This window comes from Pseudomonas sp. AP19 (assembly GCF_001728855.1).
GTDB lineage: Bacteria > Pseudomonadota > Gammaproteobacteria > Pseudomonadales > Pseudomonadaceae > Aquipseudomonas > Aquipseudomonas fluorescens.
Map to the genome: position 1 here is coordinate 90,428 of NZ_LXJP01000011.1, position 16,164 is coordinate 106,591.

Here is a 16,164-nt window from a genome sequence, read left to right on the forward strand (position 1 = left end):
TATGGCGCCGAGGGTCGTTTGCGTATACTGCGCAGATGTTCTCCCCAACTGCTTTACGCCCGCGATACGCCAAATGGCTCATCGCAACCGGACTCTTCCTGATGCTCAGCGCCTGTGTTGATAAGCCCAGCACGCTCGAGCGAATCAAGGAGGATGGCGTATTGCGGGTGATTACCCGGAACAGCCCGGCGACGTATTTCCAGGACCGCAACGGTGAAACCGGTTTCGAGTACGAACTGGTCAAGCGTTTTGCCGATGACCTGGGGGTAAAGCTGGAAATCGAGACCGCTGACAACCTCGATGACCTGTTCGGCCAATTGGGTAAACCCAAGGGCCCGGTCCTGGCCGCCGCCGGCCTGGTCAGCAGCGAGCAGCGTGCACAACAGGTGCGCTTCTCCCATCCGTACCTGGAAGTGACGCCGCAGATCATCTACCGCAACGGCCAGTCTCGCCCGACCACCCCGGCGGACCTGGTGGGCAAGAAGATCATGGTGCTCAAGGGCAGCACCCACGCCGAGCAATTGGCCGAGCTTAAAAAGCAGAACCCTGCGATTGAATACGAAGAGTCCGACGCTGTTGAAGTGGTCGACCTGCTGCGCATGGTGGACGAGGGGCAAATCGACCTGACCCTGGTGGACTCCAACGAAGTCGCGATGAACCAGGTGTACTTCCCCAACGTGCGCGTGGCATTCGACCTGGGCAATGCCAGCAACCAGAGCTGGGCCGTGGCGGCAGGAGACGACAACAGCCTGCTCAACGAAATCAACAGCTACCTCGACAAGGTCGAGAAGAACGGCACACTGCAGCGCCTTAAAGACCGCTATTACGGGCATGTCGATGTACTCGGCTATGTCGGTGCCTACACCTTCGCGCAGCATTTGCAGCAGCGCCTGCCCAAGTACGAAAAGCATTTCAAAGCCTACGCCAAGGAAGAGAAAGTCGATTGGCGCTTACTGGCAGCCATCGGCTATCAGGAATCGCTGTGGCAGCCGGCTGTCACCTCCAAGACCGGCGTGCGCGGCCTGATGATGCTGACCCAGAACACCGCCCAGGCGATGGGCGTGTCCAACCGTCTGGACGCCAAGCAAAGCATCATGGGCGGCGCCAAGTACCTGGCCAAGATCAAGGATGAACTGGACGACAGCATCGCCGAGCCGGACCGCACCTGGTTCGCCCTCGCCGCCTACAACGTCGGCACCGGCCATCTGGAAGATGCGCGTACGCTGGCCAAGCGAGAAGGCCTGAACCCGAACAAGTGGCTGGATGTGAAGAAGATGCTGCCGCGCCTGGCGCAAAAGCAGTGGTACAGCAAGACCCGCTACGGCTATGCGCGCGGCGGTGAGCCGGTGCACTTTGTGGCGAACATCCGGCGCTACTACGACATCCTCACGTGGGTGACCCAGCCGCAGCTGGAAGGCAACCAGGTGGTCGATGGCAACTTGCACGTGCCGGGTATCGACAAGACCAAGCCGCCTGAAGACACCCCGCAGCTGTAAATAATCTCTATAAACACCACAAACCTAATGTGGGAGCGGGCTTGCTCGCGAAGGCGGTGTGTCAGGCTATATATCTGTAGCTGATACACCGCATTCGCGAGCAAGCCCGCTCCCACATTTTTGATCTGCGCCTGGCTTCAGAGGCCGGTGAGCAGATGCACCACGCCGCCGGTCAACACCATCACCCCCGGAATACCCGCGGCCTTCAGCGCCTGCGTATCCAAGCGCCCGGCATCCAGCAGTTGCACGCGCACCCGCGTCAGCGCCACGCGCTGCTGCGACTTGAGATTATCCGCGCCACCCAACGCATTCAGCATAGCGGCCGACAACAGACTCGGTGTCGGCGCCACCACCGTCTCGGCAATCAGATCCGGGGTCAGCGCTTTCCAAAACGCCCGCTGCAATTTCTCGAACATGCTCAGTGCTCCACGACAGGTGAGGTTTCAACGGTGGCTGCGTGATAGAGGCGCAGGGCCTCGCGCACTTGGGCCGCTTCTTCCAGGCCCAGCACCTGGCGGGCGATGATCTGGCAGTCGGCCAGGTCCAGCTCGCGCACGGTGGCCTTGATGGTCGGGATCAGCGGTACGCTCACCGACAATTCATCCACGCCAAGTCCCAGCAACACCGGCACCGCCAGCGCTTCCGACGCCAACGCGCCGCACACGCCAACCCACTTGCCATGCGCATGGGCGGCCTTGACCGTGGTGGCGATCAAGCGCAGCACCGACGGATGAAAACTGTCGGCCTGGCTGGCCAGCCGTGGGTGGTCGCGGTCCATCGCCAGTGTGTATTGGGTCAGGTCATTGGTGCCGATAGAGAAGAAATCCACATGCGGCGCGAAAACGTCCGCCATCAACGCGGCAGCAGGCACTTCGATCATGATCCCCAGCTTCGGTAGCTCGCTGAGCCCCATTGCCAGCGCTTCTTCTTGAAGAATTTTGCGTGCCAGGTGCAGCTCCGACAGCAGGCTGACCATCGGCAGCATGATATGCAGCCGCGCCAACCCGGCACTCGCCAGGATCGCGCGGAACTGCTCGCGCAATAACGCGGGGCGTTCCAGGCACAGGCGGATACCGCGCAAACCGAGGAAGGGGTTGGTTTCGCTCTCCATTGGCACGTAGGCCAATGGTTTGTCGCCACCGACATCCAGCGTGCGCACCACCAGATTGCGCTCGGTGCCCAGGGCGCGGGCGATGGCGCTATATGTACCGGCCTGCTCTTCGGGGCTCGGTGCGCGATTGCGGTCCAGGTAGAGAAACTCCGAGCGCAGCAGGCCGACGCCCTCACCGCCCAGGCTCAGCGCCTGCTCCACCTCCTGCAACGACGCGACGTTAGCCGTGACCTCAACGTGATGACCATCGCGTGTGGTGGCCGGCAAGGCCGCCTGTGCCACTTCGCGTTGACGGCGCAGCACCTGCTGATGGCGCGCCGCCTGCAGTTGTTCAATTTCAGCCAGGTCCGGGTCCAGGTGCAGCTCGCCCTTGTCGGCGTCGAGCAGTACCTGTTTGCCGTTGGCCAGCGTCAGCACCTGCACTGGCACACCGCAAATAGCCGGAAGACCCAGTGCCCGGGCGAGGATTGCAACATGGCTGGTCGCGCCGCCGCCGACCGTGACAAACCCCAGGACCTTGCGCGTGTCCAGGCTGGCGGTCTGTGACGGGGTCAGTTGCTCGGCGATCAGGATGGCTTGCTCAGGCAAGTCCCAGGCACGCTCCTCGACACCAAGGATCAGTTTAAGCACGCGCTGGCCGACATCCGCCAAGTCTGCCGCACGCTCGGCGAGCAGCGCGTTGCCCAGCCCGTGGAATAACGTGGCGGTGTTTACCGTGGCGCGGTTCCATGCAAAGGCAGCGCTTTTGCCATTGGCCAGCAGGGCATGGGCTTGCTCCAGCAGGGTTGGATCCTCAAGCAACTCCTGATGGGCGCGGAAGATCTCCGCTTGGGCGCTGCCGGCGGCCTTGGCCTGCAAGGCTTGCAGCGCCTCGCTTGCCGCCAGCAGGCCACGCGCCAACACGGCTTGTTCGGTCGCCTCGCCTGCGCCCTCTTCAGCAATCTGCAGCTCAGGCTCGGCCACTTGCACCACCTGGCCAAACGCCGACCCGGGGGACGCACATACGCCCCGCAGCAAGGTCGCCGACGACACTGGCTCAACAGCCTCGACCTCCTCGGCCGGTGCCGCGATCGCCTCGCCACACCCTTGCGCCAGCAGCGCGACCAATGCGGCAATCGCGGCCTCGGCATCGTCACCCGCCGCACTCACCTGCAAGGTATCGCCCTGTACGGTTTGCAGCGCCATGATCGCCACCAGCGACTTGGCGTTAGCGCTCTGGGTTTGCTTGTGCAGGTAAATGCTGGAACTGAAGCCTTTCGCCGCCTGGGCAAAGACCGCCGCAGGGCGGGCGTGCAAGCCGTTGGTATTGGGCAAGGTCAGCGGCTTGGAAAACCGAGCATCGCCCTCCTCCTCAATGACTTCTTGAGCGCGCTCCCCCGGCGATAACCGCAACAGCGGCTGGCCGGCGTCCACCCCAACGCCGTCCTCGGCCAGCAGCGTAAACGGTTCGCCACTGACCACCAGCATCAAGGTCAGCAAACTGCGCGCATTGAGCGCCACGTAGTCGGCATCGAACTCAATCAGCGGCTGCCCGGCCTCCACCCGCTGGCCCTCCTGCACCAGTCGGCGAAAGCCCTGACCCGCCAGGTTCACGGTGTCCAGGCCGATATGCATCAGCACCTGGACGCCGTTGTCGTCGGTAACGCTGACCGCATGCCCACTGTCCTGGATATTGCTGATTACCCCAGCCAACGGTGCGCACAGGGTTTGCGAGGTGGGATCGATGCACAGGCCGTCACCGATCACGCGACTGGAGAACACCGGGTCGGGCACCTGATCCAGCGCCAGCAGCACCCCGGACAGGGGCGCCAGCAGTTCCAGGGGTTGAGTTGTGGTCATGACTTCACCTGCTGTTTGGTTCTGTAAAAATCATAGGGTGGATGTGAGTCCTGGGATGACGAAGATCAAATGTGGGAGCGGGCTTGCTCGCGAATGCGGTGTATCAGGCGACACATGTATTGGATGACCCACCGCTTTCGCGAGCAAGCCCGCTCCCACATTTAGTCCGCGTACATTTACAGATTTACTTCCACCAGTATTCGACCTGCACACCCACATTCGACCCATGCCGCGCCGTACCGTACGCGCCGGTGTCGGACAACGCCGAACCTGCCGCCAGTTCATTCGCCGCGCGCTTGGCCGCTTCGTTCCAGGTTGCATAGGTGTAGTACAAACGCACCTCTGGTCGCGCCCAGAAATCCGGGCCGTTGGGCGACCAGGTCGGGGCGAAGGTAAATTTGCTCAACTTGCGCGTACCACCGGCGGCCTCAACCTGATCGTGCCCAAGTTCGGTGACCAGTTTGAACTGCTCGCTGATGGCGTACGCCGGGCGCACGCCGATGGACATCCAGGTCTGGTCCTGGCTGCCAGGGCGAATGTCTTTCTGGTACACCGCCTCGATCTGCCCGCCGAAACGCGGGGTCACCTGCCAGTCAAAAAACTCCACGGCGCGGTAGCTTTTGCTGCTCTTGTCCAGCGCGGTGTCGCCGGTATAACCCAAGCCCGTGCCGGGCCCTTCGCCATACTGCAAGGCGAATTTGTTCTTACCGCCAAGGAAAGGTTTTTGCACGTGCTGCGCGGTGATTGCCCAACCGCTGTTGGCCTCACGCCCGCCGGCTTTTTCGATGTAGCTCAAGCCGAACTCCAGTTCACCGCCGGGGTTGGTCTTGAAGCCGGCGACGTTGAAGTCGTGACGGGTCGCGTATTCCTTCTGGTACAGGTTGTCCTTGCGCGAGAGGGCGTAGCTGTACTTGAGGTCACCGATCAACACGTCCTCGATACCGCCGCCGGTGGCGCTCTGGTTCCAGTAGTAGAAGTCGGAGATATGGATGTCGTTACGTTTGTAGTAACGCCGGCCGGCCCACAACGAACCGCCATTGAGGCTGGGCAGGTTGGACCACTGCGCATACATCTGCGGCATGCGCGCCGAGCCATTGTCTTCACCCTGGAATTTCAGGGCGCGATCGTACTTGTTGTACAGGGACGCCATGGCATCGACGCTGAGCACCGAGCCGTCATCGAGGGTCAGCAGGTCCTGGCGCAATTCAAATTCAGCGTACTGCTCGCATTCGTTACCCAGGCGGTATTTGGATTGCGCGCCCGGCAGTTGGAAACACTGTTGCTTGCCACTGCCCGTCGACGTGCCCGCGCCGCTGCGCAAATAACCGGCAAATTCGAGCGCCTGAGCGGCAAAAGGGGCGGTGAGACACGACGCAATAAGGCCCAGCTTTATTGTTGTTTTCATGAAGCACTCCGATATTTTTATTATGTTTTGGTGAAGCGCCCCTGCACTCCCATACAGGGGTTCAAGCGGGTCTCAGTCCTTGAGGTGCAGCACAAACGATTCATAAGGTCGCAACACCACCGTGCTCGAACACAACGCGCAGTCGGGGTAATTGCTGATCAGCAGGCGTTGCTCGTTCGCCGCGCTGATAACGCCTTCCGGCAGTTGGATTTCACAGGGCTTGGCGTAAAAGTTGTTGAGGACCAGCAAGCGCTCGCCATCGCCTTCGCGCAGGTACGCCCAGACCTGGAGATGGTCTTGCAGCAGTTGGCGATAAACGCCCTTCTGGATCAGCGGCTCGTGGCGACGCAACGCAATCAGCGCGCGGTAGTGATGCAACACCGAATCAGGGTCATCCAGCTGGCGCTCGACGTTGATCTGCGCCGCGTTGGCCGGAATCCCGATCCACGGTTCACCACGGCTGAAACCGGCATTGGCCTGGGTGCTCCACTGCATCGGCGTGCGGCCGTTGTCGCGCGATTTCTGCATGATCGCCGCCATGCTCGACGCTTCGGACTCACCGGCATCGCGCTTGAGCCGGAAGATGTTCAGCGTCTCGACATCACGGTACTGATCAATCGTGTCGAACCCCGGATTGGTCATGCCCAGTTCTTCACCCTGGTACACATACGGCGTGCCCTGGAGAAAGTGCAGCGCAGTGGCGAGCATCTTGGCCGAGACCACGCGGAACTCACCGTCGTCACCAAACCGCGAGACCACCCGCGGCTGGTCGTGGTTACACCAGAACAGCGCGTTCCAGCCGCCACCGGCCTGCATGCCCAACTGCCAGTCGGAAAAAATCTGCTTGAGTTGCAGGAAATCGAAGTCGGCCTTTACCCACTTTTGCAGGTTCGGGTAATCCACTTTCAGGTGATGAAAGTTGAAGGTCATCGACAGCTCTTTCGACGCAGGATTCGAATAGCGGATGCAGTGTTCCAGGCTGGTGGACGACATCTCGCCGACGTTGATCAGGTCATGGCCTTCGAAGACTTCGCGGTGCATCTCCTGCAGGTATTCGTGCACGTGCGGGCCATCGGTGTAGAAGCGCCGGCCGTCGGTGTTGTCTTCGGGGAAATCGGCGGGCTTGGAGATCAGGTTGATCACATCCAGGCGAAAACCGCCCACGCCTTTGTCACGCCAGAAGCGCATCAGCTTGAACACTTCGGCACGCACTTTGGGGTTGTCCCAATTCAGGTCAGCCTGGGTGTGGTCGAACAGGTGCAGGAAGTACTGGCCGGTTTGCGCCTCGTATTCCCAGGCCGAACCGCCGAACTTGGACTCCCAGTTATTCGGCTGGTCGCGCCAGATATAGAAGTCGCGGTACGGGTTGTCGAGGCTGCTGCGCGCCTGCTGGAACCACTCATGCTCGATGGAGGTGTGGTTGACCACAATGTCGAGCATCAGCTTGATGCCGCGCTTGGCCGCTTCGCTGATCAACAGGTCGCAGTCGGCCATGGTCCCGTAGCTGGGGTCGATGGCGTAGTAGTCGCTGATGTCGTAGCCGTTGTCGCGTTGCGGCGAGCGCAGGAACGGCGTGATCCACAGGCAATCCACGCCCAACCACTTGAGGTAATCGAGTTTGTCCACGATGCCCAGCAGGTCACCGGTGGGATTACCCGCGTGGCTGTGAAAGCTTTTCGGGTAGATCTGGTAGATCACCGAGTGTTGCCAGTCTTGCATGGTGGACTCCTTCAATTAAGTTGTGTGTTGGCTTTGAGGGCCTCATCGCGGGCCAGCCCGGCTCCCACTTTGATGTGTGAACACATTCAAATGTGGCAGCTGGCTTGCCTGCGATAGCGATCGATCAAGCGACGCGATACCCCGGCCGCACAATCTTCAGGCTCAACGCACAGGTCAGAACAAACGGCACCACCATCGCGATGACCATGCCGATGACAAAAACCGGGATGTACTGCGGAAGAATCGAGATAAACGCCGGCAAACCACCGACGCCGATGGCCGAGGCGGTCACCTTGTTCAACGACAGGAAAATGCTGCCCAGCGCCGAGCCCAGCAGCGCGGCATAGAACGGAAACTTGAAGCGCAGGTTCACCCCGAACATTGCCGGCTCTGTGATACCGAAGTAAGCGGAAATCGCCGAGGTCGAGGCCATGCTTTTGTCCCGCGCGTTGCGGGTCATGTAGAACACGCCGAGCGCAGCGCTGCCCTGGGCCAGGTTGGACATCACGATCATCGGCCAGATAAAGGTGCCGCCCTGGGTCGAGATAAGCTGCAGGTCCACGGCAAGGAACATGTGGTGCATGCCGGTGATCACCAGCGGCGCATACAACAGGCCGAAAATCGCTCCGCCGACCATCGGCGCCAGGTCAAACAGGGTGACTACACCCTCGGTGATCAGGATGCCGAGGTGGCGGGTGACCGGGCCGATGACTGCCAGGGCCAACACGCCGGTGACGACGATGGTGGTGATGGGCACAACGAGCAGTTGAATCGCATTCGGCACCCGTGCGCGCAGCCATTTTTCAATCACGCTCATCACGTAGGCCGCCATCAGGATTGGCAGGATCTGCCCCTGGTAGCCGACCTTTTCGATCTTGAACCAGCCGAAAATATCGAAGTAAGGCAGGCTCTGGCCGTCGAGCCCGGCGACTGCCTTGCCGTAGTTCCACGCGTTGAGCAGATCCGGGTGCACCAGCATCAGGCCGAGCACGATGCCGAGGATTTCACTGCCGCCAAACCGCTTGGCCGCCGACCAACCGACCAGCGCCGGCAGGAACACGAACGAGGTGTTGGCCATCAGGTTGATCAGGCTCCACAAGCCATCCAGGTTTGGATAGGCCTCCAGCAGCGTCTTGCCCTCGATGAACATGCCTTTGGCGCCCATCAGGTTGTTCACGCCCATCAGCAGGCCGGCAATGATCAGTGCGGGCAGGATCGGCATGAACACGTCAGAAAATACGCGCACCAGACGCTGCATCGCGTTGGTCTTGTCGGCGCCCTTCTTCTTCACGTCGGCAATGGTGGCGGCGGCGAGGCCGGTCTGTTCGCGCAGGGCGGCGTAGACCTTTTCCACTTCACCCGGGCCGATCACCACTTGGAACAAACCACCGGTGAAGAACGAGCCTTTGACCAGATCGACCTGGTTCAACGCACTGCTCTTGACCAGGCTCGGGTCCTTGAGCGCGAGGCGCAGGCGCGTCACGCAGTGGGCAGCTTGCTCAAGGTTGTCGCTGCCTCCGAGGTTCTCGAGAATCTCGCGGGCGATATTCGAATAATCGTGGCTCATGCTTGGTATCCACTTTGATTTTTTTATTTGGGGGCAGTCATTGGCAGCACGCCGAGGGCAAAAATACTCGTCTGTACGAGTTAAAGCAATAACTCGTCTGTACGAGTTAGGAAATGTTTATTTTTCTGAGTTTGAAGTCAGACATTTCTCTTATTCCACGTGGGTCCAATGGACAAAGCCCACCTCTGCCACTAAGGTTCCTGCCTCGAACACCGTTCACCCTTCATCACGTCGGGCACAGAGCCATCGCTATGAGCAAATACAACCAGATCTATACCGATCTGCTTGCCAACATCACCACTGAACGCCTGCAACGCGGCACGCGCCTGCCCTCCGAAACCGAACTGATGGACGCCTATCAAGCCAGCCGTGGCACCGTGCGCCGCGCTATCGAGCAGTTGCAGGAACGCGGGTTTGCGCAAAAAATCCACGGCAAGGGCACCTTTGTGTTGTCGCCCAACCCCATCGAGTTCCAACTGGGCGGCATCGTCAGCTTCCACGAAACCCACGCTGACCTGGGCGATGACGTACGCACCGAAGTCGTCGACTTCAGCCAGTTCCCGCTGGAAGGCTCACTGCTGCAACACATCGAAGCCGAGCCCGGCACGTTGATCACGCGTATCAAACGGATACGGCGTATCGGCGGCAAACGGGTGATTCTCGACATCAACCATTTCGTCGCTGACCTGATCCCAGGCCTGGACCGTGACATCGCCGAGCAGTCGATCTACGCGTTTATCGAGCAGACGCTGGAGCTGCAAATCAGCTACGCCCAGCGCACCATCGAAGCGCTGCCGCGCAGCAAAGACGACCAGGCGCATCTGGATCTGGATGGGCAAAGCCATGTGATTGTGGTGAGCAACCAGACGTTTTTGCAGGATGGGCGGCAGTTCGAGTACACCGAGTCACGGCATACGTTGGATAAGTTTTACTTTTCGGATATCGCCCGACGTTGAAGCAAGAAAGGGTGAGTGCCGTGAATATTCCAAACAAATGGCGTGAACAGTTCCCGCAAGCACTGATTGAGCAACAAGCCATTGGTGAATCACGGGCTGACGTGTTTCGCCTGCGCCAGAGCGGTAGTGCGGACCTGTTCCTGAAGGCCGAGCCCGTGGAAGAACAGGGTGAACTTGCGGACGAAATCAAACGCCTTCGCTGGTTACAACAGGTTAATTTGCCTGCACCCGTTGTGCTGGATGCGCTGACAGACAACCACCACCACTGGCTATTGATGACCGCCGTACCGGGGCGGGATCTGGCCAGCGCCACCACGCTGTCCGCCGCCCAGACCATCGACATCCTGGCCACCGCCCTGCTTAGATTGCACCAAGTCCCCATCGCGCAATGCCCCTTCGATCACGCCCTCAAGTCGCGCATCGCACGCGCACAGCAGCACGTCAGTGCCGGGCTGGTCGATGAGACCGACTTCGACGACGAACGACTCGGGCGCAGCGCCGAGGATGTACTCGCCGAACTCATGTCCACCCAGCCAAACACCTATGATCCAGTGGTGGCCCACGGTGACGCCTGCCTGCCGAACTTCATGGCGCAAGACGGCCGCTTCAGCGGTTTCATCGACTGCGGGCGCCTGGGCGTCAGCGACCGTTATCAAGACCTGGCGCTGGCGGCACGTAGCATCGAGCGTAACCTTGGGCTGGAATGGGTAAAGCCATTTTTTGAGCGTTATGGGGTTGAGCCTGATGAGCAGCGCGTGAGGTTCTACTGCTTGTTGGATGAGTTTTTCTGAAAACTCACCCCACGGCATCTCATACTTATCGGAGTCAAAACATGAAGAATAACGCCATGTGCACGAGAAGCTTGCTGCTGAGTTTTTGCGCTGTGTTACTGGTTGGCTGCACAGGCAGAGGCTTTCAACCGCCGCCGCCGGAATTTACCAATTGGAAGAAGGCCGGGATGTCTGAAAAGGACGTCAAGAGCGCGATGACCGCCTGCGGCTATATCAACCTCACAGGGACGGGGGACACGACGCCGATTGACCAGGTACTCACGCAGTTTTATTGCATGAAAGACGCAGGTTTCAAGCGCACCGATAACATTGACCTGTGCAAGGAAGGCCGCATCGGCGAATCACCGGTGTGCGAAGGCCGCCGGTAATCCACGATCTACGCGGGCTGTACAGCATCGCTGGGATGTCGGCGCTAGCAGCGCTGGGCAGTGGCGCGTTGTTGACCGCCAACATCAGCGAGCCAGGGGGCCCCAAAAAGCCAAAAGCCCGCAATTAAGCGGGCTTCAGGTTATTTTTTGCTAGTGGGTCCCGGGTAATGCCGGGCGTACCATTATTCCCACTCAATCGTCGCCGGCGGCTTGCTCGACACGTCGTACGTCACGCGCGAAATGCCTTCGATCTCATTGATGATACGGCCGCTGACAGTTTCCAGCAGTTCGTACGGCAGGTGTGCCCAACGTGCGGTCATGAAGTCGATGGTTTCTACGGCACGCAGGGCCACAACCCAAGCGTAACGACGGCCATCGCCTACAACCCCAACCGATTTCACCGGCTGGAACACCACGAACGCTTGGCTGACTTTGTGGTACCAGTCGGCTTTGCGCAGTTCTTCGATGAAGATGTGGTCGGCGCGACGCAGCAGGTCGGCGTATTCCTTCTTCACTTCACCCAGGATGCGCACGCCCAGGCCCGGGCCTGGGAATGGGTGACGGTAGACCATGTCGTACGGCAGGCCGAGTTCCAGGCCCAGACGGCGGACTTCGTCCTTGAACAGTTCGCGCAGCGGTTCTACCAGCTTGAGGTTCATTTCCTCAGGCAGGCCACCCACGTTGTGGTGGGACTTGATCACGTGGGCCTTGCCGCTTTTGGCGCCAGCCGACTCGATCACGTCGGGGTAGATGGTGCCCTGGGCGAGGTACTTGATGTTGTCCAGTTTGTTGGACTGGGCATCGAAGACGTCGATGAAGGTGCGGCCGATGATCTTGCGCTTCTTCTCTGGGTCGGACTCGCCGGCCAGGTTATTCAGGAACTGCTCTTCAGCGTTGGCGCGGATCACTTTGACGCCCATGTTCTCAGCGAACATGGCCATCACTTGCTCGCCTTCGTGCAGGCGCAGCAGGCCGTTGTCGACGAACACGCACGTCAGCTGGTCGCCGATGGCTTTGTGCAGCAGCGCGGCAACCACGGAGGAGTCAACGCCGCCGGACAGGCCGAGCAGCACGTTGTCGGTGCCGACCTGGGCACGCACGTTGGCGATCGCGTCTTCAGCGATTTTCGAAGGGGTCCACAGGGCTTCACACTCGCAGATGTCGAGGATGAAGCGCGACAGGATGCGACCGCCTTGCTTGGTGTGGGTCACTTCCGGGTGGAACTGCACGCCGTAGTAGCCGCGCTCGTCGTTGAACATGCCGGCGATCGGGCAGCTCGGGGTGCTGGCCAGGATGTGGAAGTCTTCCGGCATCTTGGTGACCTTGTCACCGTGGCTCATCCATACGTCGAGGCCAAACAGGCCGTCGGCGTCGATGTGGTCTTCGATGCCGTCCAGCAGGCGGCTTTTGCCGACCACGTCGACACGGGCATAACCGAATTCACGCAGCTCGGAACCTTCAACCTTGCCGCCCAGTTGCTCGGCCATGGTCTGCATGCCGTAGCAGATACCGAAGACGGGCACGCCCAGTTCAAATACGGCTTGCGGGCAGCGCGGGCTGTTGGCTTCGTGCACGGACTCGGGGCCACCGGCGAGGATGACGCCTTTAGGTGCGAATTCGCGGATCGCTTCGTCGTCCATGTCGAACGGGTGCAGTTCGCAGTACACACCGATTTCACGCACGCGGCGGGCGATCAGCTGGGTGTACTGGGAACCGAAGTCGAGGATCAGGATGCGGTGGGCGTGAATGTCGAGGGCCATAGGGTCAGTCTCGTCTATGCAATTCGGTGAAGAAAATCAGAAACAACTCGGGGCTGAATAAAACAGCCCCGGTTACTTAACATTTTGCTGAAAGCATCAACCTACGCGGTAGTTTGGCGCTTCCTTGGTGATCTGCACGTCGTGGACATGGGATTCAGCCATGCCGGCGCCGGTAATCCGCACGAACTCTGGCTTGGTGCGCATTTCTTCGATGTTGGCGCTGCCGGTGTAGCCCATCGAGGAACGCAGGCCGCCCATCAGTTGATGGATGATCGCGCTCAGGGTGCCCTTGTAAGGAACACGGCCTTCGATGCCTTCCGGAACGAGCTTCTCGGCGCCTGCCGAGGAGTCCTGGAAGTAGCGGTCGGAAGAGCCTTGCGCCTGGGACATGGCGCCCAGCGAACCCATGCCGCGGTAAGCCTTGTACGAACGGCCCTGGAACAGTTCGATCTCGCCCGGCGCTTCTTCAGTACCGGCGAACATCGAGCCCATCATCACGCAGGAGGCACCCGCAACGATGGCCTTGGACAGGTCACCGGAGAAACGGATGCCGCCGTCCGCGATCAACGGAACGCCAGTGCCTTCAAGGGCAGCGGCGACGTTGGCGATAGCGCTGATTTGCGGCACGCCCACACCGGCGACGATACGCGTGGTGCAGATCGAACCAGGCCCGATACCGACCTTGACCGCATCGGCGCCGGCTTCGGCCAGGGCCTTGGCGGCTGCGCCGGTGGCGATGTTGCCGCCGATCACCTGCACGTCAGGGAAATTCTGTTTGACCCAGCGAACGCGGTCGATCACGCCTTTGGAGTGACCGTGGGCAGTGTCGACCACCACCACGTCAACACCGGCAGCGACCAGGGCCGCAACGCGGTCACCGGTGTCTTTACCGGTGCCGACTGCCGCGCCAACGCGCAGACGACCTTGGTCATCCTTGCTGGCCAGCGGGTAGGCCTTGGCTTTTTCGATGTCGTTGACGGTCATCATGCCTTTGAGGGCAAATTTGTCATCGACGATCAGCACGCGTTCGATGCGGTGCTTGTGCAGCAGCTCGCGCACATCGTTCTTGTCGGCGCCTTCCTTGACCGTGACGAGACGCTCTTTAGGCGTCATCACTTCGCGGACGGTGACTTCAAGGCGGTTCTCGAAACGCACGTCACGGGAAGTGACGATGCCGACCAGGTCGCCATCGTGCAGCACCGGAACGCCGGAGATGTTGTGCAGGCGGGTCAGGTCGAACAGGTCACGGACGGTGGCGTCGGCTTCGATGGTGATCGGATCTTTCACCACACCGGCTTCGTAACGCTTGACCTTGCGCACTTCGGCAGCTTGCTGCTCGATGGTCATGTTCTTGTGGATGATGCCGATGCCGCCTTCCTGAGCCATGGCAATTGCCAAACGGGCTTCGGTGACGGTGTCCATGGCAGCAGAAACCAGGGGAATATTCAGCTCGATGCCACGGGTTAGGCGGGTCTTGAGACTGACTTCGTTAGGAAGTACCTCGGAATAACCGGGCACTAGGAGAATGTCGTCGAATGTCAGAGCTTCTTGGCTGATACGCAGCATCGCGGGGGCTCCCGAGCGGGAAAATGGAAGCGCGCCATTATATACATGCACCCCGTCAGGCTCAATGTAAAACTCTGACAAACTTGGTAATACTGATAGATGGATTAAAGCTCGACTTTGACCCAACTCATCTTCTGGTCCAACCAATCGGCAAATTCGTCGATAAAGCTCTGCTTGAACCCCGCCTCCGCCCAGTTGTTGAAAATGAATCCCAGGTTGGAAAACCCGCATTCCTGCAGGAACAGAAACCCGTTGATGTCATCTTCATGCCCACACAGCGGGCAGGTGAAATTGTCGGTGTGACCGGGCATCCAGTCTTCCAGGCTTTCGAACAGCGCCTCGCCGACTTCCTTGAGGCATTCCGGGCAGCCGGCCTCTTCGAGAAAGCCTTTGGCCGGGGTATAGATGCAGCGCTTGTAGATGATCTCGAGGCCGTTGATCGGCTCGTTGAACGGCAGCGCTTCGGGGTGCAGCACCACGGCGCGGGCGCCATCGGCCAGGGCGTAAGCCATGCGGTTACCGGTGCGGCCACAGGTGGTCAGTTCTTCCTTGATGATGTTCTTGCGCACCAACCAGCGCACAATCGCCCGCGCGCGGGGTTCGTGGACGGGCAAGGTGGAGATTTTCGGGACAAGGATACTTTGCGAGTTCATGAGAGTCCTGCGGTGTGGCTACTGGCCTCATCGCGGGCAAGCCCGCTCCCACATTTGACTGCGTTCACAAATCAAAAATGTGGGCGCCGGGCTTGCCCGCGATGAGGCCCTGAAGGCTGGCAGCTTAATCCCTGCCCCACACAGGTCAAGTGCTCAAGTACCGCCCGATCAACGCAATGCCACTGGCCAACACCAGCCACGTCACCAGCCTTACAAAGGCTTCACGGGACATGCGCATCGTCAGCCGGCGCCCGCACCACAGCCCCAGCGCCATCGCCGGCAACAGGCACAGCGCCAATATCAACAGCGGCACGTCAGCATACACCCCGGCAATCAGAAACAGGCTCAGGCGCACCACCGTGCTGCAACTGATCAGCGCACTTTGCGTGGCGCGCGCCGCGTCCTTGGGTAAACGGCTGTTCAGGTAGATCGCATATAAAAAGCCGCCACTGCCAAACAACGCACCAAACAGCCCGCCGACGGTGCCCATGGGAATCGACCAACCTTTGGAAAGTTGTGTGGGCCGCGCCTTCACCGACAAGCTGTAGATCGCATAGACGCTGATAAACATGCCCATCAGCAGCAGCAACAGATCCGAATGCAGGTTGAGCAAAAAGATCACGCCTAGCGTGCAACCGATTGCCATGCACGGCAGCAACCGCAGCAGCTCGGGCTTGTTTACATCTCGCCGCGATTGCAGCAGGTTGCCAAAGGCGGCGACAAAATCCAGCAGCACCAGCAGCGGAATGATCTTCGACAGTGGCATAAACACGATCAGGATCGGCCCCGCCACCAGCGCCGTGCCAAACCCGGCGATACCAAACACGACGTAGGCCACCACCACGCCGAGGCCGATCACCAGCCAATCAACACCGCCAAACGACCACTCACTCATCAGCTCAACCGGGCTCATGGGCACGTCCTTGTAAAGAG

At 60.1% G+C, this 16,164-nt stretch carries 13 protein-coding genes; 4 read left to right on the plus strand and 9 right to left on the minus strand.

Annotation, left to right across the window (positions count from 1 at the left end):
• Positions 1-35: 35 nt before the first annotated feature.
• On the plus strand, positions 36-1,496 hold the full coding sequence (mltF, locus tag A7D21_RS10890; RefSeq protein WP_053257852.1) for a membrane-bound lytic murein transglycosylase MltF: 1,461 nt from the start codon (positions 36-38) through the stop codon (positions 1,494-1,496).
• A 137-nt stretch (positions 1,497-1,633) separates the two neighbouring features.
• On the opposite strand, the gene A7D21_RS10895 is transcribed toward mltF, so the two are convergent.
• The 5 genes from A7D21_RS10895 to treP form a co-directional block, all read right to left on the minus strand.
• Positions 1,634-1,912, minus strand: coding sequence for a PTS transporter subunit EIIB (locus A7D21_RS10895; RefSeq protein ID WP_069551694.1), 279 nt, complete (start codon positions 1,910-1,912; stop codon positions 1,634-1,636).
• Positions 1,913-1,914: 2 nt separating this feature from the next.
• The gene (gene ptsP, locus A7D21_RS10900; protein ID WP_053257854.1) at positions 1,915-4,446 is read right to left on the minus strand and encodes a phosphoenolpyruvate--protein phosphotransferase; all 2,532 of its coding nucleotides are present in this window, start codon (positions 4,444-4,446) and stop codon (positions 1,915-1,917) included.
• Positions 4,447-4,630: 184 nt separating this feature from the next.
• Entirely contained in the window at positions 4,631-5,851 is a 1,221-nt protein-coding gene (locus tag A7D21_RS10905) for a carbohydrate porin (RefSeq protein ID WP_069551695.1), read from the minus strand.
• Positions 5,852-5,923: 72 nt separating this feature from the next.
• Positions 5,924-7,570, minus strand: a complete 1,647-nt coding sequence (gene treC / locus A7D21_RS10910; RefSeq protein WP_069551696.1) for an alpha,alpha-phosphotrehalase — start codon at positions 7,568-7,570, stop codon at positions 5,924-5,926.
• Positions 7,571-7,694: 124 nt separating this feature from the next.
• Positions 7,695-9,137 (minus strand): PTS system trehalose-specific EIIBC component, encoded by a 1,443-nt coding sequence (gene treP, locus A7D21_RS10915; protein ID WP_069551697.1) that lies wholly within the window; start codon positions 9,135-9,137, stop codon positions 7,695-7,697.
• A 251-nt stretch (positions 9,138-9,388) separates the two neighbouring features.
• Between treP and treR the strand changes: the two genes are divergently transcribed.
• Genes treR through A7D21_RS10930 form a run of 3 tightly spaced genes read left to right on the plus strand, consistent with a single transcriptional unit; the run spans position 9,389 to position 11,252 of the window.
• On the plus strand, positions 9,389-10,093 hold the full coding sequence (treR, locus tag A7D21_RS10920) for a trehalose operon repressor (protein ID WP_069551698.1): 705 nt from the start codon (positions 9,389-9,391) through the stop codon (positions 10,091-10,093).
• A gap of 20 nt (positions 10,094-10,113) precedes the next feature.
• Positions 10,114-10,884 carry an APH(3')-II family aminoglycoside O-phosphotransferase gene (locus A7D21_RS10925; protein ID WP_053257859.1) on the plus strand — a complete coding sequence of 257 codons (771 nt, stop codon included), beginning with the start codon at positions 10,114-10,116 and terminating at the stop codon, positions 10,882-10,884.
• A 56-nt stretch (positions 10,885-10,940) separates the two neighbouring features.
• Entirely contained in the window at positions 10,941-11,252 is a 312-nt protein-coding gene (locus A7D21_RS10930) for a hypothetical protein (protein WP_053258041.1), read from the plus strand.
• Positions 11,253-11,434: 182 nt separating this feature from the next.
• Here the strand turns inward: A7D21_RS10930 and guaA are convergent, their stop codons facing one another.
• The 4 genes from guaA to A7D21_RS10950 all read right to left on the minus strand — a co-directional run bounded on the left by guaA (position 11,435) and on the right by A7D21_RS10950 (position 16,144).
• The gene (guaA, locus tag A7D21_RS10935; RefSeq protein WP_069551700.1) at positions 11,435-13,012 is read right to left on the minus strand and encodes a glutamine-hydrolyzing GMP synthase; all 1,578 of its coding nucleotides are present in this window, start codon (positions 13,010-13,012) and stop codon (positions 11,435-11,437) included.
• 96 nt (positions 13,013-13,108) lie between these two features.
• The gene (guaB, locus tag A7D21_RS10940) at positions 13,109-14,578 is read right to left on the minus strand and encodes an IMP dehydrogenase (protein ID WP_053257861.1); all 1,470 of its coding nucleotides are present in this window, start codon (positions 14,576-14,578) and stop codon (positions 13,109-13,111) included.
• Positions 14,579-14,682: 104 nt separating this feature from the next.
• Positions 14,683-15,231: a hypothetical protein gene (locus A7D21_RS10945; RefSeq protein ID WP_015885727.1), complete on the minus strand. Its 549-nt coding sequence runs from the start codon at positions 15,229-15,231 to the stop codon at positions 14,683-14,685.
• A 145-nt stretch (positions 15,232-15,376) separates the two neighbouring features.
• On the minus strand, positions 15,377-16,144 hold the full coding sequence (locus A7D21_RS10950; protein ID WP_053257862.1) for a sulfite exporter TauE/SafE family protein: 768 nt from the start codon (positions 16,142-16,144) through the stop codon (positions 15,377-15,379).
• Positions 16,145-16,164 lie beyond the last annotated feature (20 nt).

Excerpts from the sequence above, each read along its gene's own strand:
- mltF (WP_053257852.1), top strand. The coding sequence starts at position 36 with ATGTTCTCCCCAACTGCTTTACGCCCGCGATACGCCAAATGGCTCATC.
- A7D21_RS10895 (WP_069551694.1), bottom strand. The coding sequence starts at position 1,912 with ATGTTCGAGAAATTGCAGCGGGCGTTTTGGAAAGCGCTGACCCCGGAT.
- ptsP (WP_053257854.1), bottom strand. The coding sequence starts at position 4,446 with ATGACCACAACTCAACCCCTGGAACTGCTGGCGCCCCTGTCCGGGGTG.
- A7D21_RS10905 (WP_069551695.1), bottom strand. The coding sequence starts at position 5,851 with ATGAAAACAACAATAAAGCTGGGCCTTATTGCGTCGTGTCTCACCGCC.
- treC (WP_069551696.1), bottom strand. The coding sequence starts at position 7,570 with ATGCAAGACTGGCAACACTCGGTGATCTACCAGATCTACCCGAAAAGC.
- treP (WP_069551697.1), bottom strand. The coding sequence starts at position 9,137 with ATGAGCCACGATTATTCGAATATCGCCCGCGAGATTCTCGAGAACCTC.
- treR (WP_069551698.1), top strand. The coding sequence starts at position 9,389 with ATGAGCAAATACAACCAGATCTATACCGATCTGCTTGCCAACATCACC.
- A7D21_RS10930 (WP_053258041.1), top strand. The coding sequence starts at position 10,941 with ATGTGCACGAGAAGCTTGCTGCTGAGTTTTTGCGCTGTGTTACTGGTT.
- guaA (WP_069551700.1), bottom strand. The coding sequence starts at position 13,012 with ATGGCCCTCGACATTCACGCCCACCGCATCCTGATCCTCGACTTCGGT.
- guaB (WP_053257861.1), bottom strand. The coding sequence starts at position 14,578 with ATGCTGCGTATCAGCCAAGAAGCTCTGACATTCGACGACATTCTCCTA.
- A7D21_RS10945 (WP_015885727.1), bottom strand. The coding sequence starts at position 15,231 with ATGAACTCGCAAAGTATCCTTGTCCCGAAAATCTCCACCTTGCCCGTC.
- A7D21_RS10950 (WP_053257862.1), bottom strand. The coding sequence starts at position 16,144 with ATGAGCCCGGTTGAGCTGATGAGTGAGTGGTCGTTTGGCGGTGTTGAT.